The sequence below is a fragment of the Nitrosopumilus maritimus SCM1 genome (assembly GCF_000018465.1).
Taxonomy (GTDB): Archaea; Thermoproteota; Nitrososphaeria; order Nitrososphaerales; family Nitrosopumilaceae; genus Nitrosopumilus; species Nitrosopumilus maritimus.
In genome coordinates this window covers 892,925-917,076 of record NC_010085.1, presented here as the reverse complement: position 1 = coordinate 917,076, position 24,152 = coordinate 892,925, and the positions used below count along the sequence as shown (strand labels likewise).

Genomic DNA, 24,152 nt, shown 5'->3' with positions numbered 1-24,152 from the left:
CAAATCTTTTGTGATATTTAATTGGATTGATCTCTAGGAAATTTTTCTTGATATCTTTATTTGTGGGTATGATTCATGATTTTTGATGCATGATACAGAGCCAGATACATTCGTCTATCAAACATGGCCTGAGAAATTTAGTAGTATGTTAAAGGAGATCGGTATAGATTCTGAATCCAAAGAGATTGGAACCGATGATGTTGAACAAGGTGATTATTACAGTAGATATTTTGCTCATACAGCAAGAATGATAACAAATAGAGGATGTCTTGATGTCAAGAACTCTAACATTGACGTAATTCAAATTATTCAAAAGGGGTAAAAATGCAAGATCCAAATCCAATGCCTTGGGGCGCACTAGACAGATATCAAGCACACTTTATCGTTAGAAAAGACACTGGTAGAAACGTTGGTAACTTTGTTGCAAAAACACAACTCAAAACTAGAGGTCATTTTGCAGCAAAAACTGTTGAAAGTGTAAGTTGGAATGGCACTGGTGCTCTTGCTGAAAAACTAAATCATGATTCTGAATTAAATGAGATGATTGCACAACAATCAGTAAAAGATGCAACCATCTATGTTGAACCTACTGAGAATGCAGTTAGAATTCGTAGTAAATGGGATAACCATTTGGCATTTGGAATCACAAAAGAGCTTTTTGATATCTATGATCGTATTGCCGGTCACATAAAATCTGTTTAACACTATTTGATAATATTATCAAATTCAAAAATCAAATTCATCCTTTTATGCGCTCATTTTTCACTATGAATATGAATAAAAAAATATTTTTTTTATTTCTTTCATTATCTGTATTATTTTCATTTATGTTAAGTGAAGATGCATTTGCTCAAACTAAACCCGATAGAGTGAGGGGACTTTCTGCAACTGCAATCAGTACGACCCAGATTGACTTGTCTTGGAATGAACCTTCTGACGGAGGATTGCCAATAACAGGATACCAAATTGAACGCAAAAAAGCATCAGACCCTTGGGAAATCTACATTGCTGATACTGGCAATACAAACACAACATATTCTGATCAAGGTTTAGATCCTGATACAAGATATCGTTACAAAGTTGCTGCAATTAACGCAATTGATATTGGTCGTTCATCCACTGCCAAAGCTGCTACAACTTTTGCAATAACAGAACCAAATAGAGTAACAGGACTCTCGGCCACTACAATCAGTCCAACACAAATTGACTTGTCTTGGAATGAACCATACGATGGTGAGTCTCCAATAACAGGATACCAAATTGAACGCAAAAAAGCATCAGACCCTTGGGAAATCTACATTGCTGATACTGGCAATACAAACACAACATATTCTGATCAAGGTTTAGATCCTGATACAAGATATCGTTACAAAGTTGCTGCAATTAATGCAATTGGGATTGGAACTGCATCCACTGCCAAAGCTGCTACAACTACTGAGATAACAGAACCCGATAGAGTAACAGGACTTACTGCGACTGCAATTAGCCATACTCAGATAAACTTGTCTTGGAATGAACCATACGATGGTGAGTCTCCAATAACAGGATACCAAATTGAACGCAAAAAAGCATCAGACCCTTGGGAAATCTACATTGCTGATACTGGCAATACAAACACAACATATTCTGATCAAGGTTTAGATCCTGATACAAGATATCGTTACAAAGTTGCTGCAATTAACGCAATTGATATTGGTCGTTCATCAACTATTGTAACTGAGACTACGTTACTACCTGGTGTTTATTTGCCCCCTGTTGATACCTCTACAGGCACGTCAAAAATTAGACCTCCTCCACAAATTCAAGGAATTGGTCTTTACAAATTCACAACACATGTTGGTGATGATGGTGATACCAAAGAATATGATGCTCCTCTTAATCTCCCATTTGATCAATATTTCCCATACAGTAAATTTTCAGATGAAACTGATTTTAAGAATTACAAAGAAATGGGAGCGTATAAAAAATTAGGACTATATCATGATTTTTCTAAAAAAACACTAGCTCCTAAATTCTTTGCAGAAACAAATCAACCAGTTCAACTTCAAATTCGTTTATGGGATATGCTTTCAAGTTCAAAAATTGAACATCTTTCATTATACACTTATTCTACATCCTCTACAACTGTAGAAAACAGTGACGTTGAAATTATTTTTGATAAAGGAAAACCTCTTGATGTTATAGATCCTAATGATATTTTCAAGTATGTTGAAGTATATCCTTCTTATGAAGATGAATGGTTATGGATTAATCTTGATTTGATGTTTCAAAAGCCTATGACTTCATCTAATATTCTACTGCAATCCTGGCATGAATCTAGAATCCCTTCATTTGTTCAAGTTGATGATATTTGGGAAATCTCTAATCCTCAATCAAATACTGATCATGTTGATGAGGTTAATCTTACTGAAGAAGTTGAAATTACTCATGGTACATCAAATCCCACATGTAAAATGGATGATTCATGTTTTACTCCCTCCGATGCAAAAATCTTAGAAGGGGGAATTATAACTTGGTTTAACACCGATTCTTTTACACACACTGTAACTAGTGGTTCTGTTAATAATAATGATAATAGATTTGGATACATTTTGTTTCCTGGTCAAACAGTACAACATGAATTTCCTTACAAAGGAATCTATGATTATTATTGTGCACTTCATCCTTGGGCTAATGGCTCTGTCATTGTATATGGTGCAGATTTTGAAAAACCAGAGACTAGTTTTGATGAATCACAACCAACATTACTTGTAAAATCTACCTCTGGGGGCTCGTTAATAATTGAAAATAATGATGTGTATGTTACTTCGTCAAGGGATCTCCACATGAATATCTCTGGACATATTCAAGAACTATCTACATCAAATACTGTTAAAATCATAATTATTCATCCAGATAAAATCACAAAACACATGACTGCTATTGTAAATAGTGATGGATTTTATTCCATGCCTGTAGTTCTTAACAAACACTGGATGGAAGGAACCTACGAAATAATTACTGAATATCGTGGTGAACAAGTGGCACAATTATCTTTTCTAGTATCTGACAAACCTGTAAGATGATTTCTAAAGTATGGAGAAAGCTCTTTTTTGATTTGTTTTGTCAGTTTAGGCTTTCCACCAATCTAAAGCCAAAAAATCTACATTGTCTTTACCTTTGGGAATTGCTAAGATGAATTGTTTTTTCACTGACGTTGCAAGTCTACCTGCAAGTACAATTCCTGTTGACGTTATTGGTTCACTTCTATTGTACACTTGAATCAAAAATGGTGCGTGGTCTATTCCTGGACCTTTCTCATAAACTGCAAAATCACAACCAAACTTTATTCCTGGATTAATGATGTATCCTTTATCTCTAAAGTTCTTGTACACTAAATATTTTTTATCAAAATCATGATGTTCATTTTTACAAATATCTATCATTTGTTCTACTGTAACTTTATGTTTTGATTTTGAAATTGATATTTTTTTATTTTCTAGTAAGTATAACGATTCAATTAAATCTAAAACAAGAGGAGCATCAATCTCTTCGATTTTTGGTTTTGGAATGCCTATGGGTTTCCCATAATATCCGCCACCAAACAGCTTTCGAGAATCTTCAATATTCCAAACAATCACTCTGTTTTCAATTAATTCTCCTTTCATAATTTTTCAAAACTTCTAGTGTATATGAATTCATTAGATTAATGATGCTTATGAAAATAGAAAATAAAGTAAAAATGTAGATGTGATTTGCTTATAGGCTCAATGCTAACAAAATGAAAGAATCTGATACTCTCTGGCATTTGTCTGCCATTTCTTCAATTCCCTCAATCACGTCTTTCATTAACATTAATTCTTTGGTGTTTGTTACTTCTGTTAGAAGCTTTATTGTTGCTTGTCTGTATTTGATGTCTATTTCTCTTTCAATTGTTTGTGTTTCTTGTGCTAACTCAATTGCGCTTGCAGTGTTTGTGTTAAGACTTCTAATGATTTCATTTAGTTTGTAGACTTCATCTACAACTAATTCGATTAGTTTTGTCAAGTCTTTGTCTAGTTTTGCACTTTTCAGAGTAGTTGGTTTTACATTTGATAGTTTGAATGAAATTCCAGTGATGTAACCTGCAATCTCATCCATTGTATATGCTGTGTTTAGGAGATTTTCTCTGTTCATGATTAAACCTCCAACATCTGCTACTTCGCGTGTAATTTTTCTTCTTAGATTTTCTACTTCTTCTTCAATTGTAGAAATTTGTTCTAATGTGTTTTTGATTCCTGTCTTGTCTTTTTTCATCATTAGTTCTGGAAGTGTTGCCAGTTCTCTAGATGCATTTAGAATTCTATTGATTTCGTCTTGTAAAACTGCTATAGCCTTTCTTTTTGCTTGAACTTCAAGCTCTCCGCTATACATAACAAAAACTACCAAATCCAATGGTAATTTAAATCCTCTATGATTTTTGATATCTTTTGAGCATGATTACATGAGACTTTTGTCATGTGCCACTTTTTTCTGACCTTGGTATAATGTGATCACTTCTTCATTAGTAGATGCATCTTCTGCCATTTTTTCAACTCTCATCTTTCCTGTAAATTTTGGAAATCTCAATGCAAGTCCTGCTCCCTTTCTAATTTTGTCTCTAGCTGCTTTGTGAATTGGACTAAGTGTAATCTCTGATGCAACCACCTCTATTACTAATTCTGGTTCAAACCAAACATCTGCTTCCATTTCACTATTAATACGCGGATTTTTCTTGATTGTTACTTTGGGATTTAGAATTTGATATAATTGATCTAAATCTTCATCTGAAAAACCTGTTCCAACTTTACAAATGCTGGTGAATGTATCTTCATCTTCTTCGTATGTTGCTAACAATAAAGTTCCATAGTTTCCTGTCCGTCTTCCTTTCCCAAAGAATCCTCCTATCACAACAAGATCTAAACTATCTCCAAGTTCATTTTGATATTCTCTTTTCAGTTTTAACCAGTGACTTCCTCTTGAACCTGCTTGATATGGACTAACAAGCGTCTTTAGCATTAGTCCTTCACTTCCTGCATTGATGCTGTTTTCAAAAAAGTCTTCAATATCATTTTCATTTTTGACAATGGCCATGGGAATGTGCTTTACAAAATCATCTTCTTTTACCACTTTTTCCATTTTTTCTCTTCTTTCTTTATAGTCTAATTCAAGACAACTCTTTCCATTACAATACAAGATATCAAAGAGATTTACCGTTATGGGATATTGTGTAACTGCTTTTTCTATTTTGTATTTTCTTCTTCTATGCATTAATTCTTGAAATGGCAAAAACTCTCCTGTGTTTTCATTGATTGCTACTGCTTCTGCCTCTAGTACAATATTTTCTGCTTGAATTGTTTTTGGAATTTTTTCTATAATATCTGGATAATAACTTGAAATATTTTCTAAACTTCTTGAAAATAAAACTACTTTGTCTCCTTCTATGTGTAGTTGTACTCTTTCTCCATCTAATTTGTATTCAGCTGCAAATTCATTCCCCATTTTTTCAATTGCTTCTTGTTCGCTCTTTACTCTGTCTGCAAGCATTGGTCTGATTGGATTAAACAAAATTATTTTGAATTTTTCAACTTCTGCTAATCCTTCAGTTGCTAAAACTTCTGCAACTTTTCCCAAATCACTAGAAACATTGTATGCATGCTCCAAAATTTTTCTATTTTCTTTGTTGCCTGAAAATGCTAATGCTAATGCATCCATTACAGTATTTTCTGCAATTCCTAGTCTTAGTGTACCTAACAATATTTTTAGAATAAAGCTTGCCTCTAACGGACTTGCATCATTAAGTAAGCTTGAAATGTATTTCATCTTCATGTCTTGTGATCTATTGCCCTCTAACTTTGCAATCTTGAATAATGTCTCATAGACTCGTTCAACTGTAATGTCTTCTACGAGAAATGTTGTCTGCGTTTTTTGCTCTAGAATTGTAGTGGCTGCATGCCCCAAGTCTCCACCTTTTCTGTATTCTTCTTCAATTTTTTTAATTGGTATTCCTGAAGATTTTGAGATTGCTCTTATTGCAAGTTTTTCTGCAACTCCCAACTCCACTCCTTCAAAGTCTGGTCTTAGTTTTCCTTGAAGTAAATAGACTATCTTTGAAATCACTTCTTGTGGAGTTTTTTTAAATAATTCTACCAAGTACTGTGTTAGTTCTAATCTTTTTCTAGTTGATTCCATCTTGTTAAACGAATCAGCTAAGATAGAAAACTCCATTCTAATACTTAGTGTACTGTGGAATAAAAATTGAATCTAGATGTATCTGAAAATTGTTGGTTTGTCTGACTTTGGAAGATCTGATACAAGCGCAAAATTGTATAGTGGGTATGATTTCTTGTATTGTTTCATGAAACTCCATGCCACATCATGTGTTTTGAATTCTGTTCTCAATCCATCAATCTGGCTCTTTTTTCCATACACATCAAAGACTACTACAGAGTATTGTTTTGGGCGATTGTGAGGCTTTGCTTTGAGTAACCATGCAAGAGCAAATACAAAGACTGCTCCTAACACAACGTATTCTCCTGCAACTTTGAAAAAGTCTAGTACTACATTTGGTATGGTCTGGCCAAATAATACTGCCATGAAATTTGAAAATGAGATTACTGCTAATGCTGTGAAAATGTATGTTTTCCAATCAAAAATCTTCTGAAAAATCATCTTGGTCAAATAATGTACGGCCTGTTTTGATTTAACTATTTCTTATGATTTGCAGTTTTTGAAATTACTAATCTGGATCTTCGTAATTCTCTTTTCTGTCACCGCTAGAATCAGTTCCTTCCATTGGTTTCATCTTACTTTCAAGAACATCCATTCTAGCTCTATAACCTTCAGCATATTCTAGTTCTGATGGTACAAGTGTTGCTGGATGGATAAATCCTTGGCTTCTAATTGCCATGGCTTTCTCTGTTGCTCTCTCTCTGATTAGATCCCAATCTGGAGTTGAGAATCCATCAAATGGTCCTGTAAACTTTCCGTTATGCATACTAAATACAAGTGCCTCAACGATTGGAATACAAAAGTTGATTGTAGCTGCAGAGTTTAGTTTTACAGGCATTAATGGCATATTATGACTTCCTCTTGTGTTTCCTGCAACAAAATGTGGATTGTTAAACACACTTCCTACTTCTTCAGTTGCAGGGAATTTCTTTTGTGTTCTGACAACACAAATTGGATCGTCTTTTCCAACATATGTTCCTGCAATATTGTGTAATCTATCAGTTGATGCGGCAAGAATTGGTTCTCCATCTTTTGTTGTAACTGAATCTACAACGTATCTACCTGGATACATTAATGCTGCTTCAATTGTTGGTTTATCTTCCCATAATTGCAACTCTGCAATCTGAGCCTTTTCAACATCCATGATATTAATTTTAACCCCGTCTGCAAGATTCTTGTTTACAATTAATCCTGTGTTACTTAGTGCATCTACAAACATTCTGTAAATTGGATAGTTGAATGCACCTGGTTCTGTTTTGTCAGCTGCAAATACTGTAAATGCTTCATTTGGTCTTTCTTCAAATTCCATTTCTGCAACTCCTGGACCCATTCCTTTTACGTTTCCAGAGAAAGAGTCTTTGAGCAAGTCTTGTCCTGCACCATACAATCCCTCTTCTTTTGCAACTTGAGTTCCTGCCATGAATGCATCCCATGCTAGTTTGTGAATTTGTTGATTGTCTACACCATGAGTGTGAGACATTACGATATGGGTGTCATCACCACAATATCCAATGTAATAATCGATAAGCAAATCTGCTGAATTTTTAACGGTATTTCTAATTGCGTCTAATAATCCGTCACTAGGTTTTGTATGTCCTCCGACACCGCCGACATCGGCTTTGATAACTGAAACTGTAATTTTCATATTTTCCATTTTTGCCCCTTTGATTTATGTGCTTTTAGCAAAGTCTTCTGATCTGAAATTAATTGAAAAATTTTGAATTTTTCTTCAAAAATTCATAACAGTAATAAATGCCCTCAGACACGCACTGTACATGGCAGATAAACCACACTTGAACCTGATTGTTACAGGTCATATTGATAATGGAAAATCAACAACTATGGGTCATTTCTTGATGGATCTTGGCGTTGTAGATGAAAGAACAATTGCATCCCATGCATCCGAATCCGAGAAGACCGGAAAAGGTGATACTTTCAAGTATGCTTGGGTAATGGATAACATTAAGGATGAAAGAGAGAGAGGTATTACAATCGATCTTGCATTCCAAAAATTCGAGTCCCCAAAGTACTTCTTTACTTTGATTGACGCTCCTGGTCACAGGGACTTTATTAAAAACATGATTACTGGTGCTTCTGAAGCCGACGCAGCAGTCTTAGTACTTTCAGCTAAAGAAGGTGAAACCGATACTGCAATTGCTGCAGGTGGTCAAGCAAGAGAACACGCATTCTTGCTTAAGACTTTAGGTGTAAACCAACTAATCGTTGCAATCAACAAAATGGATGATAGCAACTATTCTGAAGAAGCATTCAAAGTAGCCAAAGAAAAAGGTGAAAAATTAGTAAAATCTGTAGGTTACAAACTAGAAAATGTACCATTCATTCCAGTTTCTGGATGGAAAGGTGACAACTTGGTTAAAAAATCCGAAAACATGTCATGGTACTCTGGTAAAACACTACTTGAAGCATTTGATGACTTTACAGTATCTGAAAAACCAATCGGTAAACCACTACGTGTTCCAATCCAAGATGTTTATACCATCACTGGTGTAGGTACCGTTCCAGTAGGTAGAGTTGAGACCGGAGTTATGAAAGCAGGAGACAAAATCGTCGTAATGCCTTCAGGTGCTCCTGGTGAAATCAAATCTATTGAAACTCACCACACAGAGATGCCATCTGCAGAAGCAGGTGATAACATTGGTTTCAACCTTAGAGGTGTTGAGAAGAAAGACATCAAGAGAGGAGATGTTCTCGGAAGTCCTGACAACCCACCAAATGTTGCAAAAGAATTCAAAGCACAAATTATTGTAATTCACCACCCAACAGCAATCGCACCTGGTTACACACCAGTTATGCACGCACACACTGCACAAGTTGCAGCAACAGTTACTGAGTTCTTACAAAAGATCAACCCAGCATCTGGTGCAGTTGAGGAAGAAAATCCAAAATTCCTCAAAGTTGGTGACTCTGCAATTGTAAAAATCAGACCGGTGAGACCAACATGTATCGAAACTTTCCAAGAATTCCCTGAGATGGGTAGATTCGCCCTTAGAGATATGGGTGCTACTATCGCAGCAGGAATCGTTAAGGAAATTACCGAAGAGTACAAACCATAGGCGGATTTTTTATGACCCAAACCGCCCGTGTAAAACTCACATCAACCAGTCTACCAAAGTTAGATGGAGTATGTGGGGAAATCATGGGTATCGGTAAAAAAACCGGTGTTAAGGTAAAGGGTCCAACCCCACTTCCTGTTAAAAGATTACACGTTGCTACTAGAAAATCTCCTTGTGGCAACGGAACTGAAACTTATGAGAAATGGGAGATGAAGATGCATAGAAGAATTATCAACATCAACGCTGACGACAAAGCAATAAGGCAATTAATGAGACTAAAAATCCCTGATGACGTCTACATTGAACTTTCATTAACATAATCTCTAAATTATAGAAATTTTGATGATAAACATGGCTGAAGAAAATTTTGATGAAGTAGAAGAAACACCTGTTGAAACATTTGATGTAAACTATTCTTGCCTTAGATGTGGAACTATGGTTTCAAACACTGAATTATCTCGTTTACCTGAAATCAAATGTATTTGTGGATTCAGAGTATTTACCAAAGTTAGACCTCCAGTAGTTAAGACCGTCAAAGCAATTTAGTTATCTGTCTTTTTTGTAACTGTGTTCTCTTTGTAGATGAGTTCTCATGTCTTCCATATTTGAAAAAAATTTGTTACACTCTTTGCAATCATATTGCAAATCCTTTCCATGAACAATCTGTTTGTGATTCATCAATTCTTCTTGTTTTGAAAATTTATTATCACAAATATCGCATTTGATTTTTTTAAAAAATCCCAACTACTATCCTAACTCTGCCTTTTTTTCATCCCAGCACTTTCTGCATAGTTGACCATCAATCTTCCATTTTCCTTTTGGATTATATCTAATCAATCCCATCTTTCCACCACACAATGAACAAAAATTTTTCTTTTTTCCATGTGATTCTTCTTTTTTATCAAAACATGGTTTGCAAAGAAGTCCTTCCATATCCCATTGCCATCGTGGTTCCCACAAATCTGTAATTTTTTGAGTTTTACCACATTCTACACATGGTTGCCTTACCTTGCCTTCATAGTACTCTTTTTGTTTTTCAAAATGACACTCTCCGCAAAGTGGACCTTTGATGTTCCATTCTCTTTTTGGTTTGTGTTTGTGGGTTAGTTCTTTATCACAAATAGTACAAAATGATGGTTTTCTGCTAAATAATCCCATTACAAATCTACCTAGTATAGCTTATTCTATAAATGTAAACAAAATAAAAATAACAAAAAAGCGTTTATTCGCTTAGGATTTTTTCAAGAGCTTGGCTTGCATTGAGCATACCGTTTCTCTTGGCATATTCTTCGATCATTTTGTATTGTTTTTCAGTAAAACATACTGGCATTGAACGTCTTTCCATGTAATAACAACCGTATTTTTTACTAATATCCTTTTCTCTCGGAAGATATTTCAAACCTGTTTCTAAATATTTAACATGGTAAAGAAACGTCAGATCCTGGTAATTGGAAATAACACTAATGGTTGTACTCCAGAACATGAGAAAATTGCATATGATATCGGTGTAGAAATTGCAAAATCTGACTCTGTGTTGATTACTGGTGGATTGGGTGGAATAATGACTGCTGCATCTCGTGGTGCAAAAGATACAGATGGGTTAACTGTTGGAATAATTCCTCAAGATGATGCTTCTGAGGCTAATGAGTACTGTGATATTGTAATTCCTACTGGAATGGGATTTACTCGTGATTTTCTTAATGCACTGAGTGCTGATGGTGTCATAATTGTTGGTGGTGGTTCTGGCACATTATCTGAGGTTTGTGCATCATACATGTCAAAAAAACCAATGGTTGCAATTAGAAATCTCAACGGTTCAGTGGAACAATATATTGATGGATATTTGGATCATAGAGAAAATGTAAAAATTGTTGGTGTAGATAATGCTCAAGAAGCAGTTACAAAAATAATAGAACTAATCTCTGCATAATCTTCTTTAATCAAAAGTGTGTATACAATTCATGGCAATTCAAGATGATGAAGAATGCAAACAACTTATTGATAAATTGGATAAAGGATTGCCTCCTCAAATGATTGATGAAATCATTTCTTATTTAGAGAAAACAAACAACTCTGAATTTACTATGACCTTGGTAAAATATTTGAATAATCAAAATATCCAATCAAGAAACTCTGTTTGGGCATTAAGTAGTCAGATATCTATGATTGGAGAAGATGTTACTAAAATCAAAGAACATTTGGGAATTAATTGATTCACTGCATTGATGTGAGCAGTGGGTCTGGTTTGTAAAACTCTCCATGTTCTTCGGCAAGTTTGTTTAACTCATCTACAATATTTTTAATGCCAATTTCTTTTGCTGTTTCAAATAGCGGTTTTTTCAATCCTAACCCTAACTGAGCGGCTTTTTCAATTTCTTCTATGTCGCTTGCACCATTAGTTACAAGCCATGCTGCATTGTTTAGAATATTTGCTACTAGTTGAATGGGATTAAATTTCTGAGCAAGCTCTTGAGAAAGTTCAACTCTTTCATATTTGTCATCTGAATACTTGTAGTATCCTTCCCCTGATTTTTGTCCTAGTTTCTTTTCATCAAACATTTTCTCAACTGTTGGATGTGGGTTGATTACTTTTTTGTCTCTCAAATGCATCTCAACTGTTGCTTTGTGAATCACATCCATTCCTGTAAAGTCTGCTAACTCAAAGATTCCCATTGGAAATCCTAGATTGAATTTTACTGCTGAATCAATCTCTTCAAGAGTTGCACCTGTTCTATCTTTTGCATAACATGCTTCATGAACCATTGGAATGAATAACCTGTTTATGATAAATCCTGGAACATCTTTTCTACATAATACAGCTTGTTTGTTAACTGACTTGACATAATCTTTAGTTAAATCTGTAATTTCTTGCGATGTTTTCTCCCCTGGAATTACTTCTACTAATTTCATCAGTTGCGGAGGATTAAAGAAATGAATTCCAATGAATTTGTCTGGTCTTGATGTTGTATTTGCAATTTCAGTAATTGGCAATGTACTGGTATTTGATGCAAAGATAACTTCTGGTGCTGCTACTTCATCTAGTTCTGCATAGACCTTTTTCTTTAGATCCATAATTTCTGGAACTACTTCTATTACCAACTCTGCATCTTTCACTGCCTCTTTCAAATCTACAACTGGTGTGATTCTACCAAAAATTGAATCTCCTTCTTCTTTTGAAATTTTTTCTTTTGAAACTAGTTTATCTAAACTCCATCTGATCTTTTCCATTGCTTTATCTAAAAATCCCTGTTCGATATCTCGTAGAACCACATTATACCCTGCAGTAGCTGATACCTGTGCAATACCGTGTCCCATTACTCCAGAACCTAAAATTGTGATATTTTTTACTGCCATGTTCTACCAAAAATCACGTATCCTTTATAATGTATTTCAAAATTTTAACAAAATATGGGATTGTTTAACCGTAACAAAGACAATGATAGTAAAACTAAGTGTGATACTTGTGGTACTGAATTACATGATCCTGAACGTCTGAAAAGACACATGAAAAAAGCACATGGAAATGTTCCTGCAAAGAAATTAGATCCTAATGCCGGCGATGGCGGTACTTGGTAAAATGGAACTAACTTCCGGCCAAAAAGGTGGATTGATTTTTGGTGGTGCTTTAATAGTTGCAGGACTAGTATTGTCTACAATTGTTTTCCCATTCTGGAATTTAATTCGAGAAGATGTCAATGAAGAAGTAGAAATTTTGACTAATGATAATGGTCAATGCTATGTTGAAACTAGTGATAATATTCCAAAAATAATTGAGGATTGTACATTGCAACCAGGTGATGTAGTGACTATTACATATGGTGAAGGTTTAGCATGGGCAAAGATTACTGAGCCATGATTAATGATTTAATATTAAAAAAAATATGAAATATCATGGATTGTATATTTTGTAAAATCATTGCAAAAGAAATTCCTTGTAAAATTCTTGGAGAAACCTCTTCATCAATATCATTTCATGATGCCTTTCCTTTGGCAAAAGGACATGTTTTAGTAATTCCAAAGAACCATCATCAGAAAATTCAAGAAATGTCTGATGAAGAAAACACTGATCTGTTTTCTCTTGTACATAAGATGATTGCAAAAGTTGATTCTATCACTGGTGCAACCTTGGTTGCAGTTCATAATGGAAAAGAAGCAGGACAAGAAGTGCCACATGTTCATGTGCATTTAGTACCTAGGTCTTCAGATGACTCTGCATCTGCAATACACAGTATGTTTGATGGTACTTTGAAATTATCTGAATCCGAATCAGATGAACTTTATGATAAATTAAAACTCTAACTAGTAAGGATACATTCTTTCTTTTGTATCTATATCTTCTACGATTATTGCCTTTGTAGGGCATGTCATTGCTGCATCCATAATCTTGTTTACTCCTGCACCTTTTGGATCAATCACTGAAGATTTCGGATTCATCATTTTCTCTTTGTTAATTTGAAAAACATCTGGAGCAATTATCTCACAACTACAACAGCCAATACACAGACTCTTATCCACATCTACATAGAGATTGGGCTGTTTTTTAGGCTCTTTTGCCTTTTCATACTCTCCGTTTCTTCCATCTGGGCGAACTCTAGCATTGTACTCTTCCCAGAAATTTTTTTCATACTCTTTCCAAAAATCAGGATCCCCCTCTTCAAACTCTTTTGTGTATTTTCCCCAATCTTGTTCTGGAATTGTCTCATCATCTGGAGCTCCCCATGGTTTTCTTTTGAAGTTTGATTTTGGTTTTGATTGGGATTGTACATTGTGATACACATCATTTCTTTGATGATGATTTTTCTTGAGATATTCATATGCCTCTGTAATTTTTTTAAACTCTAAATCCTCATTTTTGTTCTTATTCTTATCTGGATGATGCTCTAATGCTTTTTTTCTAAATGCTGCCTTGATCTCTTCTTGTGATGAATTGGAATCTACATCTAGTACTTTGAGAGCCTGGTAAGTATTCACTGTATTTTTAGAGATTTGGCATATTTTAAAAATAATTTCATATTGCTTTGAGTAGGAATTGCCTATTCTAGTATGATTTCATCATCTGCTTTCCATGCTGGCTCTACTATACATAGGAACCTTAAATTCTCCTCTCCAATGTTCTTGATATTTTGTTTAGAGTTTGGGGGAACATATGCTGAATCATCTTTTTGTAGTTCCATGATTTCATCATCAATTCTCAAGTTTGCTTTCCCCTCTAGAATATAGTAAATTTCAGATGATTTTAGCATGTGAAGTTTTGATTCTTTTCCAGGTTCTAGTGTAAATTGAGCAAGACTGTATCCTATTCCTTCAAGCGTATTGTGTGGATGGAAAAACTGCTTGATGCTTGTTCCTTCTGCCCCTTGAATTGATTCTATTTCTGAATTTTTTCTCAGTGACATCTTTAGATGACTTCTGTTGCTTTAGTTTTAAAATCTGACTCCCACCAAACTGTTTTGTATTCAGAATTTTTTCGTGGCAATATGTTTATTGCAATATGGGAAAAAGTCTTTTTCTTATCTGTTGAACCATGAGTGTGCAATGTTTTTGCTGGAATGTGAACAATATCCCCTTCATTAAGAGTAATTTTTTGAGTCTTTTTTATCTTGAAATTATTTTTACTTGTTCCATATCTTCTAAAAATCTCTAAACTTCCCTTACCTTTGGTTGCAATTAATACTTGATTTCCATTATGTGCATGTAGTTTTGTTCTAGAACCTTTTTCAAAATGAACATGATAGATGTCTTGATCTTTTGATTTTATTTTTTCAGATAATACTTTCATCCATGTCTTTGATGTAAACCAATTTGGATTTACATTTCTTTTATCATTACTTCCTTGAATGTTTGTTTTTTTCATTTTAAATTCTTTCCAGAATTTTCTTTTTCTTTGCCTGAAACTCTTTTTCAGTAAGAACTCCTGCTTTTCGTAATTTTCCTAATTTCTCAAGTGTTGCCAAATCTTCTTCTGTGTTTGATGTTGCATTTTTTGCAGCAGAAAGTCCTTCCTCAATCTTTTTGGTACCTTTTTTGTGTATTGCTTCACTTTCTTTTTTTGCTCTTAGTTGTATGTCCTTACTTGCTTTTGCAGCCTGTTTTGCAGTCATTGTTCCAAATTCTACTGCATCCTCTAGAACTTCATCAGCCCTTTTTACTCCATCATCAATTGCCTTGTCTGCTTTTTTCAAAAATCGTTCAATATACCCAACTTTCTTTTTTGTTGCCATGCTTTATTTTCTAAAATCTATTATTTAATTCCTAGTAGAATTGGTTTAATAACTAGAATCATGTACTTTGTATAGTTTTGAGCAAGTCCTATGATGTAAAGACAGTTGTTCTTAGAAAAAACATCGAACTTGAAGAAGCAACTGAGATTATAGAAGAAAAGAAGACAAACCCATTCAAATCACTATTGTCTAGACCAAAAAAAGAACAAGTTCACATCCACTCCGTCAAATTATACTATGAATGCATTTTACTAGTGTCTGGAAAATATGTTGCTGACTATTATCGAAAGGCAACCCATACAATCTCTGTTCCCTACAATGTAAAAGAAGTTGAACTTGGCGATGGCGTATTTCAGACTCGCTCTAAATCTGGGTTTGAAAAGGCGTTAACTGGAAAGAAAGGAAAAAACAAGATTGACATAAACTTGGAAGAACACGTATTTGTTAAAGAAGAAGATGAACTTGCATTTGATCATCACGGAAGAGAGATAAAATTCCCATTCAAAGTAAATTCTGATACGGTGGAAAATTATCCTAAACGATTACTACAAAAAAATGAACCAAATGTAAAAAGACCTGAAATAACATATGATGCTGCATTAGAGAAACTTCAGTCTCAATTGAAAAAACCTCTTGAGACCGATGTGAGAGAACTATCTGAAGAATTTGTATTGCGTGAAATCACCGAACTCTATGTACCGATTTTTGAGGGCCGACTAATTGGTCCAAAAAAGAAGGTCGAAATAATCCGAATCGATGCAGTACGAAAAAAGATTCTATAGTTTTACAATCTTTCTAAATTCATCATTACTGTGCAATTTTGTGAAAATTGGCTCTTCTTTTGCCCATGCTCGAATAACTTTGGGACTTTTGGATACTGCTTGTTTTAGTAATTCTAGTGATTCAGGATACTTTTCAAGTGCTGCCATACTGCGTGATTTTGCATAAATCACATTCACGTTGTCTTTGTATTTTTTTAAGAGTTCATCAAACACATCTAGTGCTTTTTTATGTTGGTCTAATTCAGCTAGCTGAACTCCTTTTTGGAAAAATGCATCCAAATTGTTTGGATATTTTTTGCAAACATTTGAAAAGCAATTCAATGCCTCTTCGTTTCTTTTGAGTTTACCTAGAACTATTCCCTTGTAGATCATGGCATTTGGCTTTCTTGGATCAATTGTTATTGCTTTTTCTAAAACTGTTAATGCCTCTTCATGTTCTTGGAGTTTGTCTAGTAGTACGCCTTTGTTGAAATAAGCTGATGCATATTTGGAATCTGCCTCAATTGCCCTGTCATAATATTCTGCAGCCCCCTGGATGTTGCCTGTCTCTGCCATGGATATTCCTCTGTTGTTTAGGGCTTGGGCATCTTTAGGATCAATTTCTATTAATTTATCAAAACAAGTAATTGCATCTTGGTATTTTTTTATCAAGTTTAATGCCAACCCCTTTTGAAGTAATGCCTCTGTATTTTCTGGCTCTTGTTTTAGGACCTTGTTGAAAAATGAAATGGCTGCCTTTGGCTGATTCTTTTCCATCATGCCCACACCCTCGTACATCAAATCTTCAGGGTCTTCTTTTTTTCCAAACAATCCCATAATTTTCTACAACCTTTATTCTATAATCAAATCTTGCTAATTATTCAATGATTTGAATTTCTTGATTGCCTCTCTTGCCAAGTCTTCTTGAGATTTTGCATCTGCTTTAGTTGGGTCCTCTGTGGCATAGGCCTCTTTTTCCTCTTTTTTCTTTTCCATGGTTTTTGAGATCAGTTATTTTATAAAAACATGCAAATTAATTCTGATATTGTCTGAAGTTTCTTTTCTAGCTGAAAAAGTCTTTGTACACAGATGGCCTCATGACACTCCACTGTGGGATGATTCTGTAAAACAGAAACTCGATGAGACTGTCTCCAAAAATGCTGAACCAAAGAAAATTACAGTTTCTGGCAAGTCAATTATAATCCAGGATTTTGAATTTTCTCATCTCAAAAAGATTGGCATATCTGTTCCTTTTTTCAAGGATGAATGCAGGATGATATTTGAGTCTCAGTTTGGAGAGTTGTATACCCATGTCCACATTACCGTAAAATCCTCTGAATACATGGATATTTTTGCAAAACTCAAATCTTGGAAATCAGAATTTTTTCCAAATGACTCTAACAAGTAAATTCTTCTGATGCCTTTACAATCTTCTTGATATCTTCTTTAGAATGTGCATTTGATATTGCCCCTAGTTTGCCTGGCAAAAAGAAGATTCCATCATGGGCAATCATTTTGAAATGATATTTTGCCAATAGCCCTCCATTACATTTTGCGGCATCTGCAGAGTTTCTAATCTCTGATATGCCGTTTTGTAAAAAGTGAGTCATAAACAGAGAGCCTTTTCCAGTAACTGCTACTTTGCCATCAAAAGCCTTGCCAATCTCTTTTCTGGCAAATTTGCCCAAATCATTGATTTTTGAATAAACTGTCTTTTTTGATTTTAGATAATCTAGAGTTGAATATCCTGCCACCATTGAGGCTGGATTGGCTGAAAACGTACCTCCTCCAACATAACTTCTCTCTGATTTTTTCTTTCCTGTAGTGTCTGCTGCTTCCATGATTTCCTTTTTGCCACACATCACACCAATTGATAATCCTCCTCCAACAATTTTTCCCAAAGTAACAATGTCTGGATCAAGTTTCATTGTAGGGTATAGACATCCAAACCTGAATCGAAATCCAGTAACTATCTCATCTAGGATAAACAATGAATTATTCTTCTTACAAAATTCCTGAACTCCTTTCAAGTATTCTGAATCCGCTGGAATGCATCCCCCTCCACCTAATACTGGTTCAATGATTACTCCTGCCAAGTCCTTGGAATATTTTTTCAAAATGGATAATGACTTTTCTAAATCATTGTAAGGAATTGAAACAATCTGTTCTTCATTTACAACTCCGGAACTTTCAGATTCTGAAAATGGCCAATTTACTGACTTTAGTAAATCCGATGTATATCCGTGCCATCCTCCATCTATCTTGGCAATCACTTTTCTGCCTGAAACTGAACGGGCCAATCTTACTGCATACATTGTAGCTTCAGTTCCAGATGTAACATAACGAATTTTTTCTGCTACTGGAACTGCCTTTGAAATTAATTCTGAAAGTTGAATCGTCTGCTCATTTACCGTTCCATACATCCAGCTTTTCTCAATTTGTTTTTGCAGATTCTTTTTCACACTATTTGGACCATGTCCCAAAATCAAAGCCCAATGACCCATCCAGTAATCAGTATACTTGTTAGAGTCAACATCTACCAAATTTTTTCCTGCAGATTTTTTTACAACAAATGGATATGGTTCATAAAATCTTATGTTATGAGAAACACCATTGACATGCAGTTTAGCTGATTTTGAAAATAGTTTTGCTGATGTCTTTGTTTTCTTTTTGTATTCTTTGATGTAATCCAAAAGCAAATTCACAAAATTCCTTCTATCATTTTAACATTGAAAATGGCATAGTTTGGCATAGTTATCAGGCTCAATTTTTCCAAAACTGCATAGTTCTGCATAGTTGTAACATTGTAATTTTTACAAGAAATAGGGTCGATCAGGCATAATTTCTCGCATGGTTTATATGGATTCTGGCATGTGATGCTTTTGCATACGTAACGCAATAGGCGGCGCTTGCGATGAAGTATGGTAATATACCATTTTGTGATTCGTGGGCCTCCAGTTACGCATACAAAAATGAGGACTTTGATCAAGTGATCAATATCTGAGATGTGAAGATTATGTGCATCCGTCAATTCCAATTAAAGTACAAATGTACTTCAATAATCAAAAATCAAAAATTCAGAATCCGGTTGATCCTGCCGGACCTGACTGCTATCGGATTGATACTAAGCCATGCGAGTCATTGTAGTAATACAAGGCAGACGGCTCAGTAACGCGTAGTCAACCTACCCTATGGACGGGAATAACCTCGGGAAACTGAGTATAATGCCCGATAGAACACTATACCTGGAATGGTTTGTGTTCCAAATGATTTATCGCCGTAGGATGGGACTGCGGCCTATCAGTTTGTTGGTGAGGTAATGGCCCACCAAGACTATTACAGGTACGGGCTCTGAGAGGAGTAGCCCGGAGATGGGTACTGAGACACGGACCCAGGCCCTATGGGGCGCAGCAGGCGAGAAAACTTTGCAATGTGCGAAAGCACGACAAGGTTAATCCGAGTGGTTTGTGCTAAACGAACCTTTTGACAGTCCTAGAAACACTGTTGAATAAGGGGTGGGCAAGTTCTGGTGTCAGCCGCCGCGGTAAAACCAGCACCTCAAGTGGTCAGGATGATTATTGGGCCTAAAGCATCCGTAGCCGGCTCTGTAAGTTTTCGGTTAAATCTGTACGCTCAACGTACAGGCTGCCGGGAATACTGCAGAGCTAGGGAGTGGGAGAGGTAGACGGTACTCGGTAGGAAGGGGTAAAATCCTTTGATCTATTGATGACCACCTGTGGCGAAGGCGGTCTACCAGAACACGTCCGACGGTGAGGGATGAAAGCTGGGGGAGCAAACCGGATTAGATACCCGGGTAGTCCCAGCTGTAAACTATGCAAACTCAGTGATGCATTGGCTTGTGGCCAATGCAGTGCTGCAGGGAAGCCGTTAAGTTTGCCGCCTGGGAAGTACGTACGCAAGTATGAAACTTAAAGGAATTGGCGGGGGAGCACCACAAGGGGTGAAGCCTGCGGTTCAATTGGAGTCAACGCCAGAAATCTTACCCGGAGAGACAGCAGAATGAAGGTCAAGCTGAAGACTTTACCAGACAAGCTGAGAGGTGGTGCATGGCCGTCGCCAGCTCGTGCCGTGAGATGTCCTGTTAAGTCAGGTAACGAGCGAGATCCCTGCCTCTAGTTGCCACCATTACTCTCAGGAGTAGTGGGGCGAATTAGCGGGACCGCCGTAGTTAATACGGAGGAAGGAAGGGGCCACGGCAGGTCAGTATGCCCCGAAACTCTGGGGCCACACGCGGGCTGCAATGGTAACGACAATGGGTTTCGAATCCGAAAGGATGAGGTAATCCTCAAACGTTACCACAGTTATGACTGAGGGCTGCAACTCGCCCTCACGAATATGGAATCCCTAGTAACTGCGTGTCATTATCGCGCGGTGAATACGTCCCTGCTCCTTGCACACACCGCCCGTCGTTTCATTGAAGTGAGCTTTTAGCGAGGTGACGTCTGATTGGCGTTATCGAACTTGAGGTTCGTGACAAGGGAAAAGTCGTAACAAGGTGACCGTAGGGGAACCTGCGGTCGGATCACCTCCTTAGATAAGGAAAGTGTACGGATGCACTAATCTTCACATCAAATCATCGATGCAATGCATCACCAAAAGTGATGTATGAAGGATGTAGTGGGTCTCTGCCAGGAGACCTGCAATGATCGTCGTGCATAGTCGTGTAATATGTGGCTGAATTTGCCGGTGTAAAGACGGTAATAGGTGGATTGCTAGGCTTGAGGAGAGATGAAGGACGTGGCAAGCTGCGATAAGCTCGGGGTAGGCGCACGCATCCTATGATCCCGAGATGTCCGAATGAGAATCTTACACTTTTGTGTATTCCAGTACACTAGTATTGGAAGTCGAACCGTGGGAATTGAAGCATCTTAGTACCACGTGGAAAAGAAATCAATTGAGATTTCCCAAGTAGAGGCGATCGAAAAGGAAATAGCCCAAACTGAATCCTTCGGGAGATGTGGTGTTTTGGTATGATAATATGGAATCTTGAAACACAGCTGAAATGTTCTGAAAAGTACTGACATAGAGGGTGATATCCCCGTAAGCGAAATGGGAAGAGTCCTATTCATACCCGAGTAGTTGTCCTTGGTAGTGGGCAATGAATACAGGTGAAAGTAGCATCTGAGGCTAAATATCTCTCAAGACCGATAGTGGACTAGTACCGTGAGGGAAAGCTGAAAAGTACCCCGGAAGGGGGGCGAAAAGTGCATGAAACCTATTACTTACAGACGTGCATGGCATGGAAGGTGATTTTTTCATTTTGGAGATTCTAGCAATAGAGTTGAAGATTTGATGTTCAAGTCATCAGTGTCATGCGTTCCGTCTCGAAACACGGGCCAGGGAGCTAACTGTCATGGCAAGCTTAAATCTTTAAAGATGTAGGCGAAGGGAAACCGAGTTCTCGCAGCATTGTGAGGAGAAGCGTGTGAAAGTGCGTAGAGTCATGGCGGCTAGGCTAGAAGCCAGTCGATCTATTCCTGGGCTAGATGAAGGCGGGCGAAAGCCCGCTGGAGGTCTTAAGACGTTCTGACGTGCAAATCGTTGTTGTGACCTGGGAATAGGGGTCAAAAACCAATCTAGACTGGCGCTCGCTAGTTCCAACCGAAGCGTCTCGCAGGGCGTGCTTTGTGGAGATAGTGTTTCCGGTAGAGCACTGATAGAGCGGCGCGGGGGAGAAATCCCTCACCGCTCATTCAAACTCCGAACGGATATACATCGTAGAAGCAAGGACACGGGTTCATGTGGCGTAAGGCTCATGACCGAAAGGGGTTTAACCCAGACTGAAGTTAAGGTCCCCAAATTTTTGCTAAGTGTCAAGCTAAAGAGCGTGTTCTCGCCAAGACAGCAGGGAGGTAAGCTCAGAAGCAGCTATCCTTTAAAAAGTGTGTAACAACTTACCTGCCGAGGGGGGATGCCTCAAAAACGGACGGGGCTAAAGCAAAGTACCGATACTTTAGATAAACATCAATGGATGTTTCGTGGTAGGTTGGCGTAGTGATTGGGTCGAAGCAGGGCGGTAACGTCCTGTGGACCGGTTTCTATTGCAGATCCTGGCGGCAGTAACAGCATAGTATGGTGAGAATCCATACCACCGTAAGCGCAAGGGTTTCCAGGCAATGCGTTATCAGCCTGGAGGTAGTCGATCCTAAGATGTACCTCAACAGAGTACACCGAATGGGAAACTAGTTAATATTCTAGTACCTTGCATGGAGCGTTTGAGCTATATGGTTTGCTTCCGGATAGGGGTTGTACAATCGTCGTTGTATCTAACTATTCGAGAACTGGGGAGTGTCGTAATGACGAGAACCAGTTCGAGGTAGGAATGGCTCCGCGTTAGCGGAGTTTTCTCGATTCCAGGAGACCATGAAAGACTGTGTAGTTAGCAAAGTGCAAGCTCGTACCCAGAACCGACACAGGTGCGCTGGCTTAGTAAGCTAAGGTGCTACGGGTATACCGTATGGCGAGGGAATTCGGCAAATTAGTCCTGTAGCTTAGGTATAAGGGATGCCTGCGATCTTCATGAGGAATGGGGACCGCAGGTTGCAATGACAAGGGGGTTTCGACTGTTTAATAAAAACACAGGCGACTGCTAGTCCGAAAGGATTTGTATAGTCGCTGAATCCTGGCCGGTGCCGGTACCTAAAACTTGGGTTCAACCGAGCTAAGGGCCGGTTAACGCCGGGAGTAACTCTGACTCTCTTAAGGTAGCCAAATGCCTTGTCGGGTAAGTTCCGACGCGCATGAATGGAACAACGAGAGCCCCACTGTCCCCGCCTACAACCCGGTGAAGCCACATAAGGTGGACGAACAGTCCATCGCCTTCCATCGGGGAGAGAAGACCCCGTGGAGTTTTACTGCAGCTTGTGCTTGTGGTATAGTAAGAATTGCACAGGGTATCTGGGAGCCATGCTTAACACTCTCCGGGGTGTTGGGAAGCAACGATGTAACACCAGACTCTTTTTGCAGTACCACTTATCCAGTGAAGACCGGAGACACGTGCAGGTGGGCAGTTCGGCTGGGGCGGCACCCCTTTGAAAAGATATCAAAGGGGCCCAAAGTTGAGTTCAAACGGGGCAGAAATCCGTTGAAGAGGGCAAAGCCAAAAACTCGACTGAATGGATTTCCAAACGCACGGAATTCATAGACGAAAGTCTGGCTTAGCGATCCTTCGTGTGCCCACTATTGGGGCCCGGAGGTGACAGAAAAATTACCCCAGGGATAACAGGCTCGTCGCGGGCGAGAGCTCCTATCGACCCCGCGGTTTGGTACCTCGATGTCGGCTTTTCCTATCCTGGTCCTGCAGCAGGGGCCAAGGGTGAGGCTGCTCGCCTATTAAAAGGGAACATGAGCTGGGTTTAGACCGTCGTGAGACAGGTCGGTCTCTGCCTGATGGAAGCGTGAATAACTGAGGGGAAGTTGCTCCGAGTACGAGAGGAACAGAGCAGCGTGGCCACTGGTTTACCGGTTGTCTGACAAGGCAGGCCGGGCAGCTAAGCCGTTTAGGCTAAGTGCTGAAAGCATCTAAGCACGAATCCTATCCCGAGACAAGTTATTCTTTCGTAAGATGAAGGTCGGCAGCAGAAGACTGCGTTGATAGGAAGGTGGTGTAGATCACAAGCTTCGGCGAGTGGTGAGCCAGCCTTTACTAATAGACCAACACATCGGTTCAGCCACTTACATAGAGACTATGCGCGATGAATCATTTTATTCATCAAAGTGGAATATACACGACTTGTACGATGATTTTATTTTTAATCACTCTTAGCGAAAGCTATAGAATTTTTTGTGAATTAAAAATCCCTAGTGGACACTAAGCTTTGATTTTATTCTTCTAACTCAATGTCGTT

29 protein-coding genes and 2 rRNA genes are annotated in these 24,152 nt (G+C 37.7%); 15 read left to right on the top strand and 16 right to left on the bottom strand.

Annotated features, from left to right (window positions below):
• The first annotated feature begins 85 nt into the window (after positions 1-85).
• The 3 genes from NMAR_RS05595 (at position 86) to NMAR_RS05585 (ending at position 3,065) form a co-directional block, all read left to right on the top strand.
• Complete coding sequence (locus NMAR_RS05595) at positions 86-322, top strand: hypothetical protein (RefSeq protein WP_012215425.1); 237 nt, start codon at positions 86-88, stop codon at positions 320-322.
• 2 nt (positions 323-324) lie between these two features.
• Positions 325-702: a hypothetical protein gene (locus tag NMAR_RS05590; protein WP_012215424.1), complete on the top strand. Its 378-nt coding sequence runs from the start codon at positions 325-327 to the stop codon at positions 700-702.
• Between the two features lie 71 nt (positions 703-773).
• On the top strand, positions 774-3,065 hold the full coding sequence (locus tag NMAR_RS05585; protein WP_187146512.1) for a fibronectin type III domain-containing protein: 2,292 nt from the start codon (positions 774-776) through the stop codon (positions 3,063-3,065).
• A 45-nt stretch (positions 3,066-3,110) separates the two neighbouring features.
• On the opposite strand, the gene endA is transcribed toward NMAR_RS05585, so the two are convergent.
• The 5 genes from endA to fbp all read right to left on the bottom strand — a co-directional run bounded on the left by endA (position 3,111) and on the right by fbp (position 7,873).
• Complete coding sequence (gene endA / locus NMAR_RS05580; protein WP_012215422.1) at positions 3,111-3,647, bottom strand: tRNA-intron lyase; 537 nt, start codon at positions 3,645-3,647, stop codon at positions 3,111-3,113.
• A 91-nt stretch (positions 3,648-3,738) separates the two neighbouring features.
• Complete coding sequence (locus tag NMAR_RS05575) at positions 3,739-4,392, bottom strand: DUF47 domain-containing protein (RefSeq protein ID WP_012215421.1); 654 nt, start codon at positions 4,390-4,392, stop codon at positions 3,739-3,741.
• 66 nt (positions 4,393-4,458) lie between these two features.
• Positions 4,459-6,225 (bottom strand): ATP-dependent DNA ligase, encoded by a 1,767-nt coding sequence (locus tag NMAR_RS05570; RefSeq protein ID WP_012215420.1) that lies wholly within the window; start codon positions 6,223-6,225, stop codon positions 4,459-4,461.
• 36 nt (positions 6,226-6,261) lie between these two features.
• Positions 6,262-6,669, bottom strand: a complete 408-nt coding sequence (locus NMAR_RS05565; protein WP_012215419.1) for a hypothetical protein — start codon at positions 6,667-6,669, stop codon at positions 6,262-6,264.
• Positions 6,670-6,736: 67 nt separating this feature from the next.
• Complete coding sequence (fbp, locus tag NMAR_RS05560) at positions 6,737-7,873, bottom strand: fructose-1,6-bisphosphate aldolase/phosphatase (protein ID WP_148680129.1); 1,137 nt, start codon at positions 7,871-7,873, stop codon at positions 6,737-6,739.
• A 130-nt stretch (positions 7,874-8,003) separates the two neighbouring features.
• Between fbp and tuf the strand changes: the two genes are divergently transcribed.
• From tuf to NMAR_RS05545, 3 genes are read left to right on the top strand one after another with little or no spacing between them, the layout of a single operon-like run.
• On the top strand, positions 8,004-9,302 hold the full coding sequence (tuf, locus tag NMAR_RS05555; protein ID WP_012215417.1) for a translation elongation factor EF-1 subunit alpha: 1,299 nt from the start codon (positions 8,004-8,006) through the stop codon (positions 9,300-9,302).
• Positions 9,303-9,313: 11 nt separating this feature from the next.
• The gene (gene rpsJ, locus NMAR_RS05550) at positions 9,314-9,622 is read left to right on the top strand and encodes a 30S ribosomal protein S10 (protein WP_012215416.1); all 309 of its coding nucleotides are present in this window, start codon (positions 9,314-9,316) and stop codon (positions 9,620-9,622) included.
• Between the two features lie 22 nt (positions 9,623-9,644).
• On the top strand, positions 9,645-9,848 hold the full coding sequence (locus NMAR_RS05545; protein ID WP_012215415.1) for a TFIIB-type zinc ribbon-containing protein: 204 nt from the start codon (positions 9,645-9,647) through the stop codon (positions 9,846-9,848).
• On the opposite strand, the gene NMAR_RS05540 is transcribed toward NMAR_RS05545, so the two are convergent.
• The 3 genes from NMAR_RS05540 to NMAR_RS10025 all read right to left on the bottom strand — a co-directional run bounded on the left by NMAR_RS05540 (position 9,849) and on the right by NMAR_RS10025 (position 10,647).
• A complete protein-coding gene (locus NMAR_RS05540) occupies positions 9,849-10,046 on the bottom strand; it encodes a C2H2-type zinc finger protein (protein ID WP_148680128.1) in 198 nt (65 codons plus the stop codon).
• 3 nt (positions 10,047-10,049) lie between these two features.
• The gene (locus tag NMAR_RS05535; RefSeq protein ID WP_012215414.1) at positions 10,050-10,460 is read right to left on the bottom strand and encodes a hypothetical protein; all 411 of its coding nucleotides are present in this window, start codon (positions 10,458-10,460) and stop codon (positions 10,050-10,052) included.
• Between the two features lie 64 nt (positions 10,461-10,524).
• On the bottom strand, positions 10,525-10,647 hold the full coding sequence (locus NMAR_RS10025; RefSeq protein ID WP_255430769.1) for a hypothetical protein: 123 nt from the start codon (positions 10,645-10,647) through the stop codon (positions 10,525-10,527).
• A gap of 75 nt (positions 10,648-10,722) precedes the next feature.
• Here NMAR_RS10025 and NMAR_RS05530 point away from each other — a divergent pair, with 75 nt between their 5' ends.
• Together NMAR_RS05530 and NMAR_RS05525 are read left to right on the top strand one after the other, a co-directional pair.
• Positions 10,723-11,232, top strand: coding sequence for a TIGR00725 family protein (locus tag NMAR_RS05530; protein ID WP_012215413.1), 510 nt, complete (start codon positions 10,723-10,725; stop codon positions 11,230-11,232).
• A gap of 31 nt (positions 11,233-11,263) precedes the next feature.
• Positions 11,264-11,515, top strand: a complete 252-nt coding sequence (locus NMAR_RS05525) for a hypothetical protein (RefSeq protein ID WP_012215412.1) — start codon at positions 11,264-11,266, stop codon at positions 11,513-11,515.
• A 1-nt stretch (position 11,516) separates the two neighbouring features.
• Here the strand turns inward: NMAR_RS05525 and NMAR_RS05520 are convergent, their stop codons facing one another.
• On the bottom strand, positions 11,517-12,656 hold the full coding sequence (locus tag NMAR_RS05520; RefSeq protein ID WP_012215411.1) for a 3-hydroxyacyl-CoA dehydrogenase: 1,140 nt from the start codon (positions 12,654-12,656) through the stop codon (positions 11,517-11,519).
• A gap of 54 nt (positions 12,657-12,710) precedes the next feature.
• On the opposite strand from NMAR_RS05520, the gene NMAR_RS09760 reads away from it, so the two are divergent.
• The 3 genes from NMAR_RS09760 to NMAR_RS05510 are packed head-to-tail and all read left to right on the top strand — an operon-like array spanning position 12,711 to position 13,601.
• A complete protein-coding gene (locus NMAR_RS09760; protein WP_012215410.1) occupies positions 12,711-12,878 on the top strand; it encodes a hypothetical protein in 168 nt (55 codons plus the stop codon).
• A 1-nt stretch (position 12,879) separates the two neighbouring features.
• Positions 12,880-13,158, top strand: coding sequence for a hypothetical protein (locus tag NMAR_RS05515; protein WP_148680127.1), 279 nt, complete (start codon positions 12,880-12,882; stop codon positions 13,156-13,158).
• Positions 13,159-13,193: 35 nt separating this feature from the next.
• Complete coding sequence (locus tag NMAR_RS05510; protein ID WP_012215408.1) at positions 13,194-13,601, top strand: HIT family protein; 408 nt, start codon at positions 13,194-13,196, stop codon at positions 13,599-13,601.
• Here NMAR_RS05510 and NMAR_RS05505 read toward each other — a convergent pair whose 3' ends face one another.
• From NMAR_RS05505 to NMAR_RS05490, 4 genes are all read right to left on the bottom strand, one after another.
• Positions 13,602-14,273: a DnaJ domain-containing protein gene (locus NMAR_RS05505; protein WP_012215407.1), complete on the bottom strand. Its 672-nt coding sequence runs from the start codon at positions 14,271-14,273 to the stop codon at positions 13,602-13,604. It lies immediately after the preceding gene.
• Between the two features lie 62 nt (positions 14,274-14,335).
• A complete protein-coding gene (locus NMAR_RS05500) occupies positions 14,336-14,698 on the bottom strand; it encodes a cupin domain-containing protein (protein ID WP_012215406.1) in 363 nt (120 codons plus the stop codon).
• 2 nt (positions 14,699-14,700) lie between these two features.
• Positions 14,701-15,156, bottom strand: a complete 456-nt coding sequence (locus NMAR_RS05495; protein WP_012215405.1) for a cupin domain-containing protein — start codon at positions 15,154-15,156, stop codon at positions 14,701-14,703.
• Position 15,157: 1 nt separating this feature from the next.
• Entirely contained in the window at positions 15,158-15,523 is a 366-nt protein-coding gene (locus NMAR_RS05490; protein WP_012215404.1) for an SHOCT domain-containing protein, read from the bottom strand.
• Between the two features lie 77 nt (positions 15,524-15,600).
• On the opposite strand from NMAR_RS05490, the gene NMAR_RS05485 reads away from it, so the two are divergent.
• Complete coding sequence (locus tag NMAR_RS05485; RefSeq protein ID WP_012215403.1) at positions 15,601-16,305, top strand: hypothetical protein; 705 nt, start codon at positions 15,601-15,603, stop codon at positions 16,303-16,305.
• Here the strand turns inward: NMAR_RS05485 and NMAR_RS05480 are convergent.
• Together NMAR_RS05480 and NMAR_RS10020 are read right to left on the bottom strand one after the other, a co-directional pair.
• The gene (locus tag NMAR_RS05480) at positions 16,300-17,121 is read right to left on the bottom strand and encodes a tetratricopeptide repeat protein (protein ID WP_012215402.1); all 822 of its coding nucleotides are present in this window, start codon (positions 17,119-17,121) and stop codon (positions 16,300-16,302) included. The two genes, NMAR_RS05485 and NMAR_RS05480, sit on opposite strands and share 6 nt — an antisense overlap.
• Before the next feature lie 36 nt (positions 17,122-17,157).
• Positions 17,158-17,280 (bottom strand): hypothetical protein, encoded by a 123-nt coding sequence (locus NMAR_RS10020; RefSeq protein WP_274377685.1) that lies wholly within the window; start codon positions 17,278-17,280, stop codon positions 17,158-17,160.
• A gap of 49 nt (positions 17,281-17,329) precedes the next feature.
• Here NMAR_RS10020 and NMAR_RS05475 point away from each other — a divergent pair, with 49 nt between their 5' ends.
• Entirely contained in the window at positions 17,330-17,692 is a 363-nt protein-coding gene (locus tag NMAR_RS05475) for a hypothetical protein (RefSeq protein ID WP_012215401.1), read from the top strand.
• Here the strand turns inward: NMAR_RS05475 and NMAR_RS05470 are convergent.
• Positions 17,682-18,983: an aspartate aminotransferase family protein gene (locus NMAR_RS05470; protein WP_148680321.1), complete on the bottom strand. Its 1,302-nt coding sequence runs from the start codon at positions 18,981-18,983 to the stop codon at positions 17,682-17,684. The two genes, NMAR_RS05475 and NMAR_RS05470, sit on opposite strands and share 11 nt — an antisense overlap.
• Positions 18,984-19,365: 382 nt before the next feature.
• Here NMAR_RS05470 and NMAR_RS05465 point away from each other — a divergent pair.
• Positions 19,366-20,836: ribosomal RNA gene (locus NMAR_RS05465) — 16S ribosomal RNA — on the top strand.
• A gap of 148 nt (positions 20,837-20,984) precedes the next feature.
• Positions 20,985-23,974: ribosomal RNA gene (locus NMAR_RS05460) — 23S ribosomal RNA — on the top strand.
• The 16S and 23S rRNA genes sit together here, the layout of an rRNA operon.
• The last annotated feature ends 178 nt before the right edge of the window (positions 23,975-24,152 follow it).

Bases quoted from the DNA above. Each gene is read 5' to 3' on its own strand.
- NMAR_RS05595 (WP_012215425.1), top strand. From the start codon at position 86: ATGCATGATACAGAGCCAGATACATTCGTCTATCAAACATGGCCTGAG.
- NMAR_RS05590 (WP_012215424.1), top strand. From the start codon at position 325: ATGCAAGATCCAAATCCAATGCCTTGGGGCGCACTAGACAGATATCAA.
- NMAR_RS05585 (WP_187146512.1), top strand. From the start codon at position 774: ATGAATAAAAAAATATTTTTTTTATTTCTTTCATTATCTGTATTATTT.
- endA (WP_012215422.1), bottom strand. From the start codon at position 3,647: ATGAAAGGAGAATTAATTGAAAACAGAGTGATTGTTTGGAATATTGAA.
- NMAR_RS05575 (WP_012215421.1), bottom strand. From the start codon at position 4,392: ATGTATAGCGGAGAGCTTGAAGTTCAAGCAAAAAGAAAGGCTATAGCA.
- NMAR_RS05570 (WP_012215420.1), bottom strand. From the start codon at position 6,225: ATGGAGTTTTCTATCTTAGCTGATTCGTTTAACAAGATGGAATCAACT.
- NMAR_RS05565 (WP_012215419.1), bottom strand. From the start codon at position 6,669: ATGATTTTTCAGAAGATTTTTGATTGGAAAACATACATTTTCACAGCA.
- fbp (WP_148680129.1), bottom strand. From the start codon at position 7,873: ATGAAAATTACAGTTTCAGTTATCAAAGCCGATGTCGGCGGTGTCGGA.
- tuf (WP_012215417.1), top strand. From the start codon at position 8,004: ATGGCAGATAAACCACACTTGAACCTGATTGTTACAGGTCATATTGAT.
- rpsJ (WP_012215416.1), top strand. From the start codon at position 9,314: ATGACCCAAACCGCCCGTGTAAAACTCACATCAACCAGTCTACCAAAG.
- NMAR_RS05545 (WP_012215415.1), top strand. From the start codon at position 9,645: ATGATAAACATGGCTGAAGAAAATTTTGATGAAGTAGAAGAAACACCT.
- NMAR_RS05535 (WP_012215414.1), bottom strand. From the start codon at position 10,460: ATGGGATTATTTAGCAGAAAACCATCATTTTGTACTATTTGTGATAAA.
- NMAR_RS10025 (WP_255430769.1), bottom strand. From the start codon at position 10,647: ATGGAAAGACGTTCAATGCCAGTATGTTTTACTGAAAAACAATACAAA.
- NMAR_RS05530 (WP_012215413.1), top strand. From the start codon at position 10,723: ATGGTAAAGAAACGTCAGATCCTGGTAATTGGAAATAACACTAATGGT.
- NMAR_RS05525 (WP_012215412.1), top strand. From the start codon at position 11,264: ATGGCAATTCAAGATGATGAAGAATGCAAACAACTTATTGATAAATTG.
- NMAR_RS05520 (WP_012215411.1), bottom strand. From the start codon at position 12,656: ATGGCAGTAAAAAATATCACAATTTTAGGTTCTGGAGTAATGGGACAC.
- NMAR_RS09760 (WP_012215410.1), top strand. From the start codon at position 12,711: ATGGGATTGTTTAACCGTAACAAAGACAATGATAGTAAAACTAAGTGT.
- NMAR_RS05515 (WP_148680127.1), top strand. From the start codon at position 12,880: ATGGAACTAACTTCCGGCCAAAAAGGTGGATTGATTTTTGGTGGTGCT.
- NMAR_RS05510 (WP_012215408.1), top strand. From the start codon at position 13,194: ATGGATTGTATATTTTGTAAAATCATTGCAAAAGAAATTCCTTGTAAA.
- NMAR_RS05500 (WP_012215406.1), bottom strand. From the start codon at position 14,698: ATGTCACTGAGAAAAAATTCAGAAATAGAATCAATTCAAGGGGCAGAA.
- NMAR_RS05495 (WP_012215405.1), bottom strand. From the start codon at position 15,156: ATGAAAAAAACAAACATTCAAGGAAGTAATGATAAAAGAAATGTAAAT.
- NMAR_RS05490 (WP_012215404.1), bottom strand. From the start codon at position 15,523: ATGGCAACAAAAAAGAAAGTTGGGTATATTGAACGATTTTTGAAAAAA.
- NMAR_RS05480 (WP_012215402.1), bottom strand. From the start codon at position 17,121: ATGGGATTGTTTGGAAAAAAAGAAGACCCTGAAGATTTGATGTACGAG.
- NMAR_RS10020 (WP_274377685.1), bottom strand. From the start codon at position 17,280: ATGGAAAAGAAAAAAGAGGAAAAAGAGGCCTATGCCACAGAGGACCCA.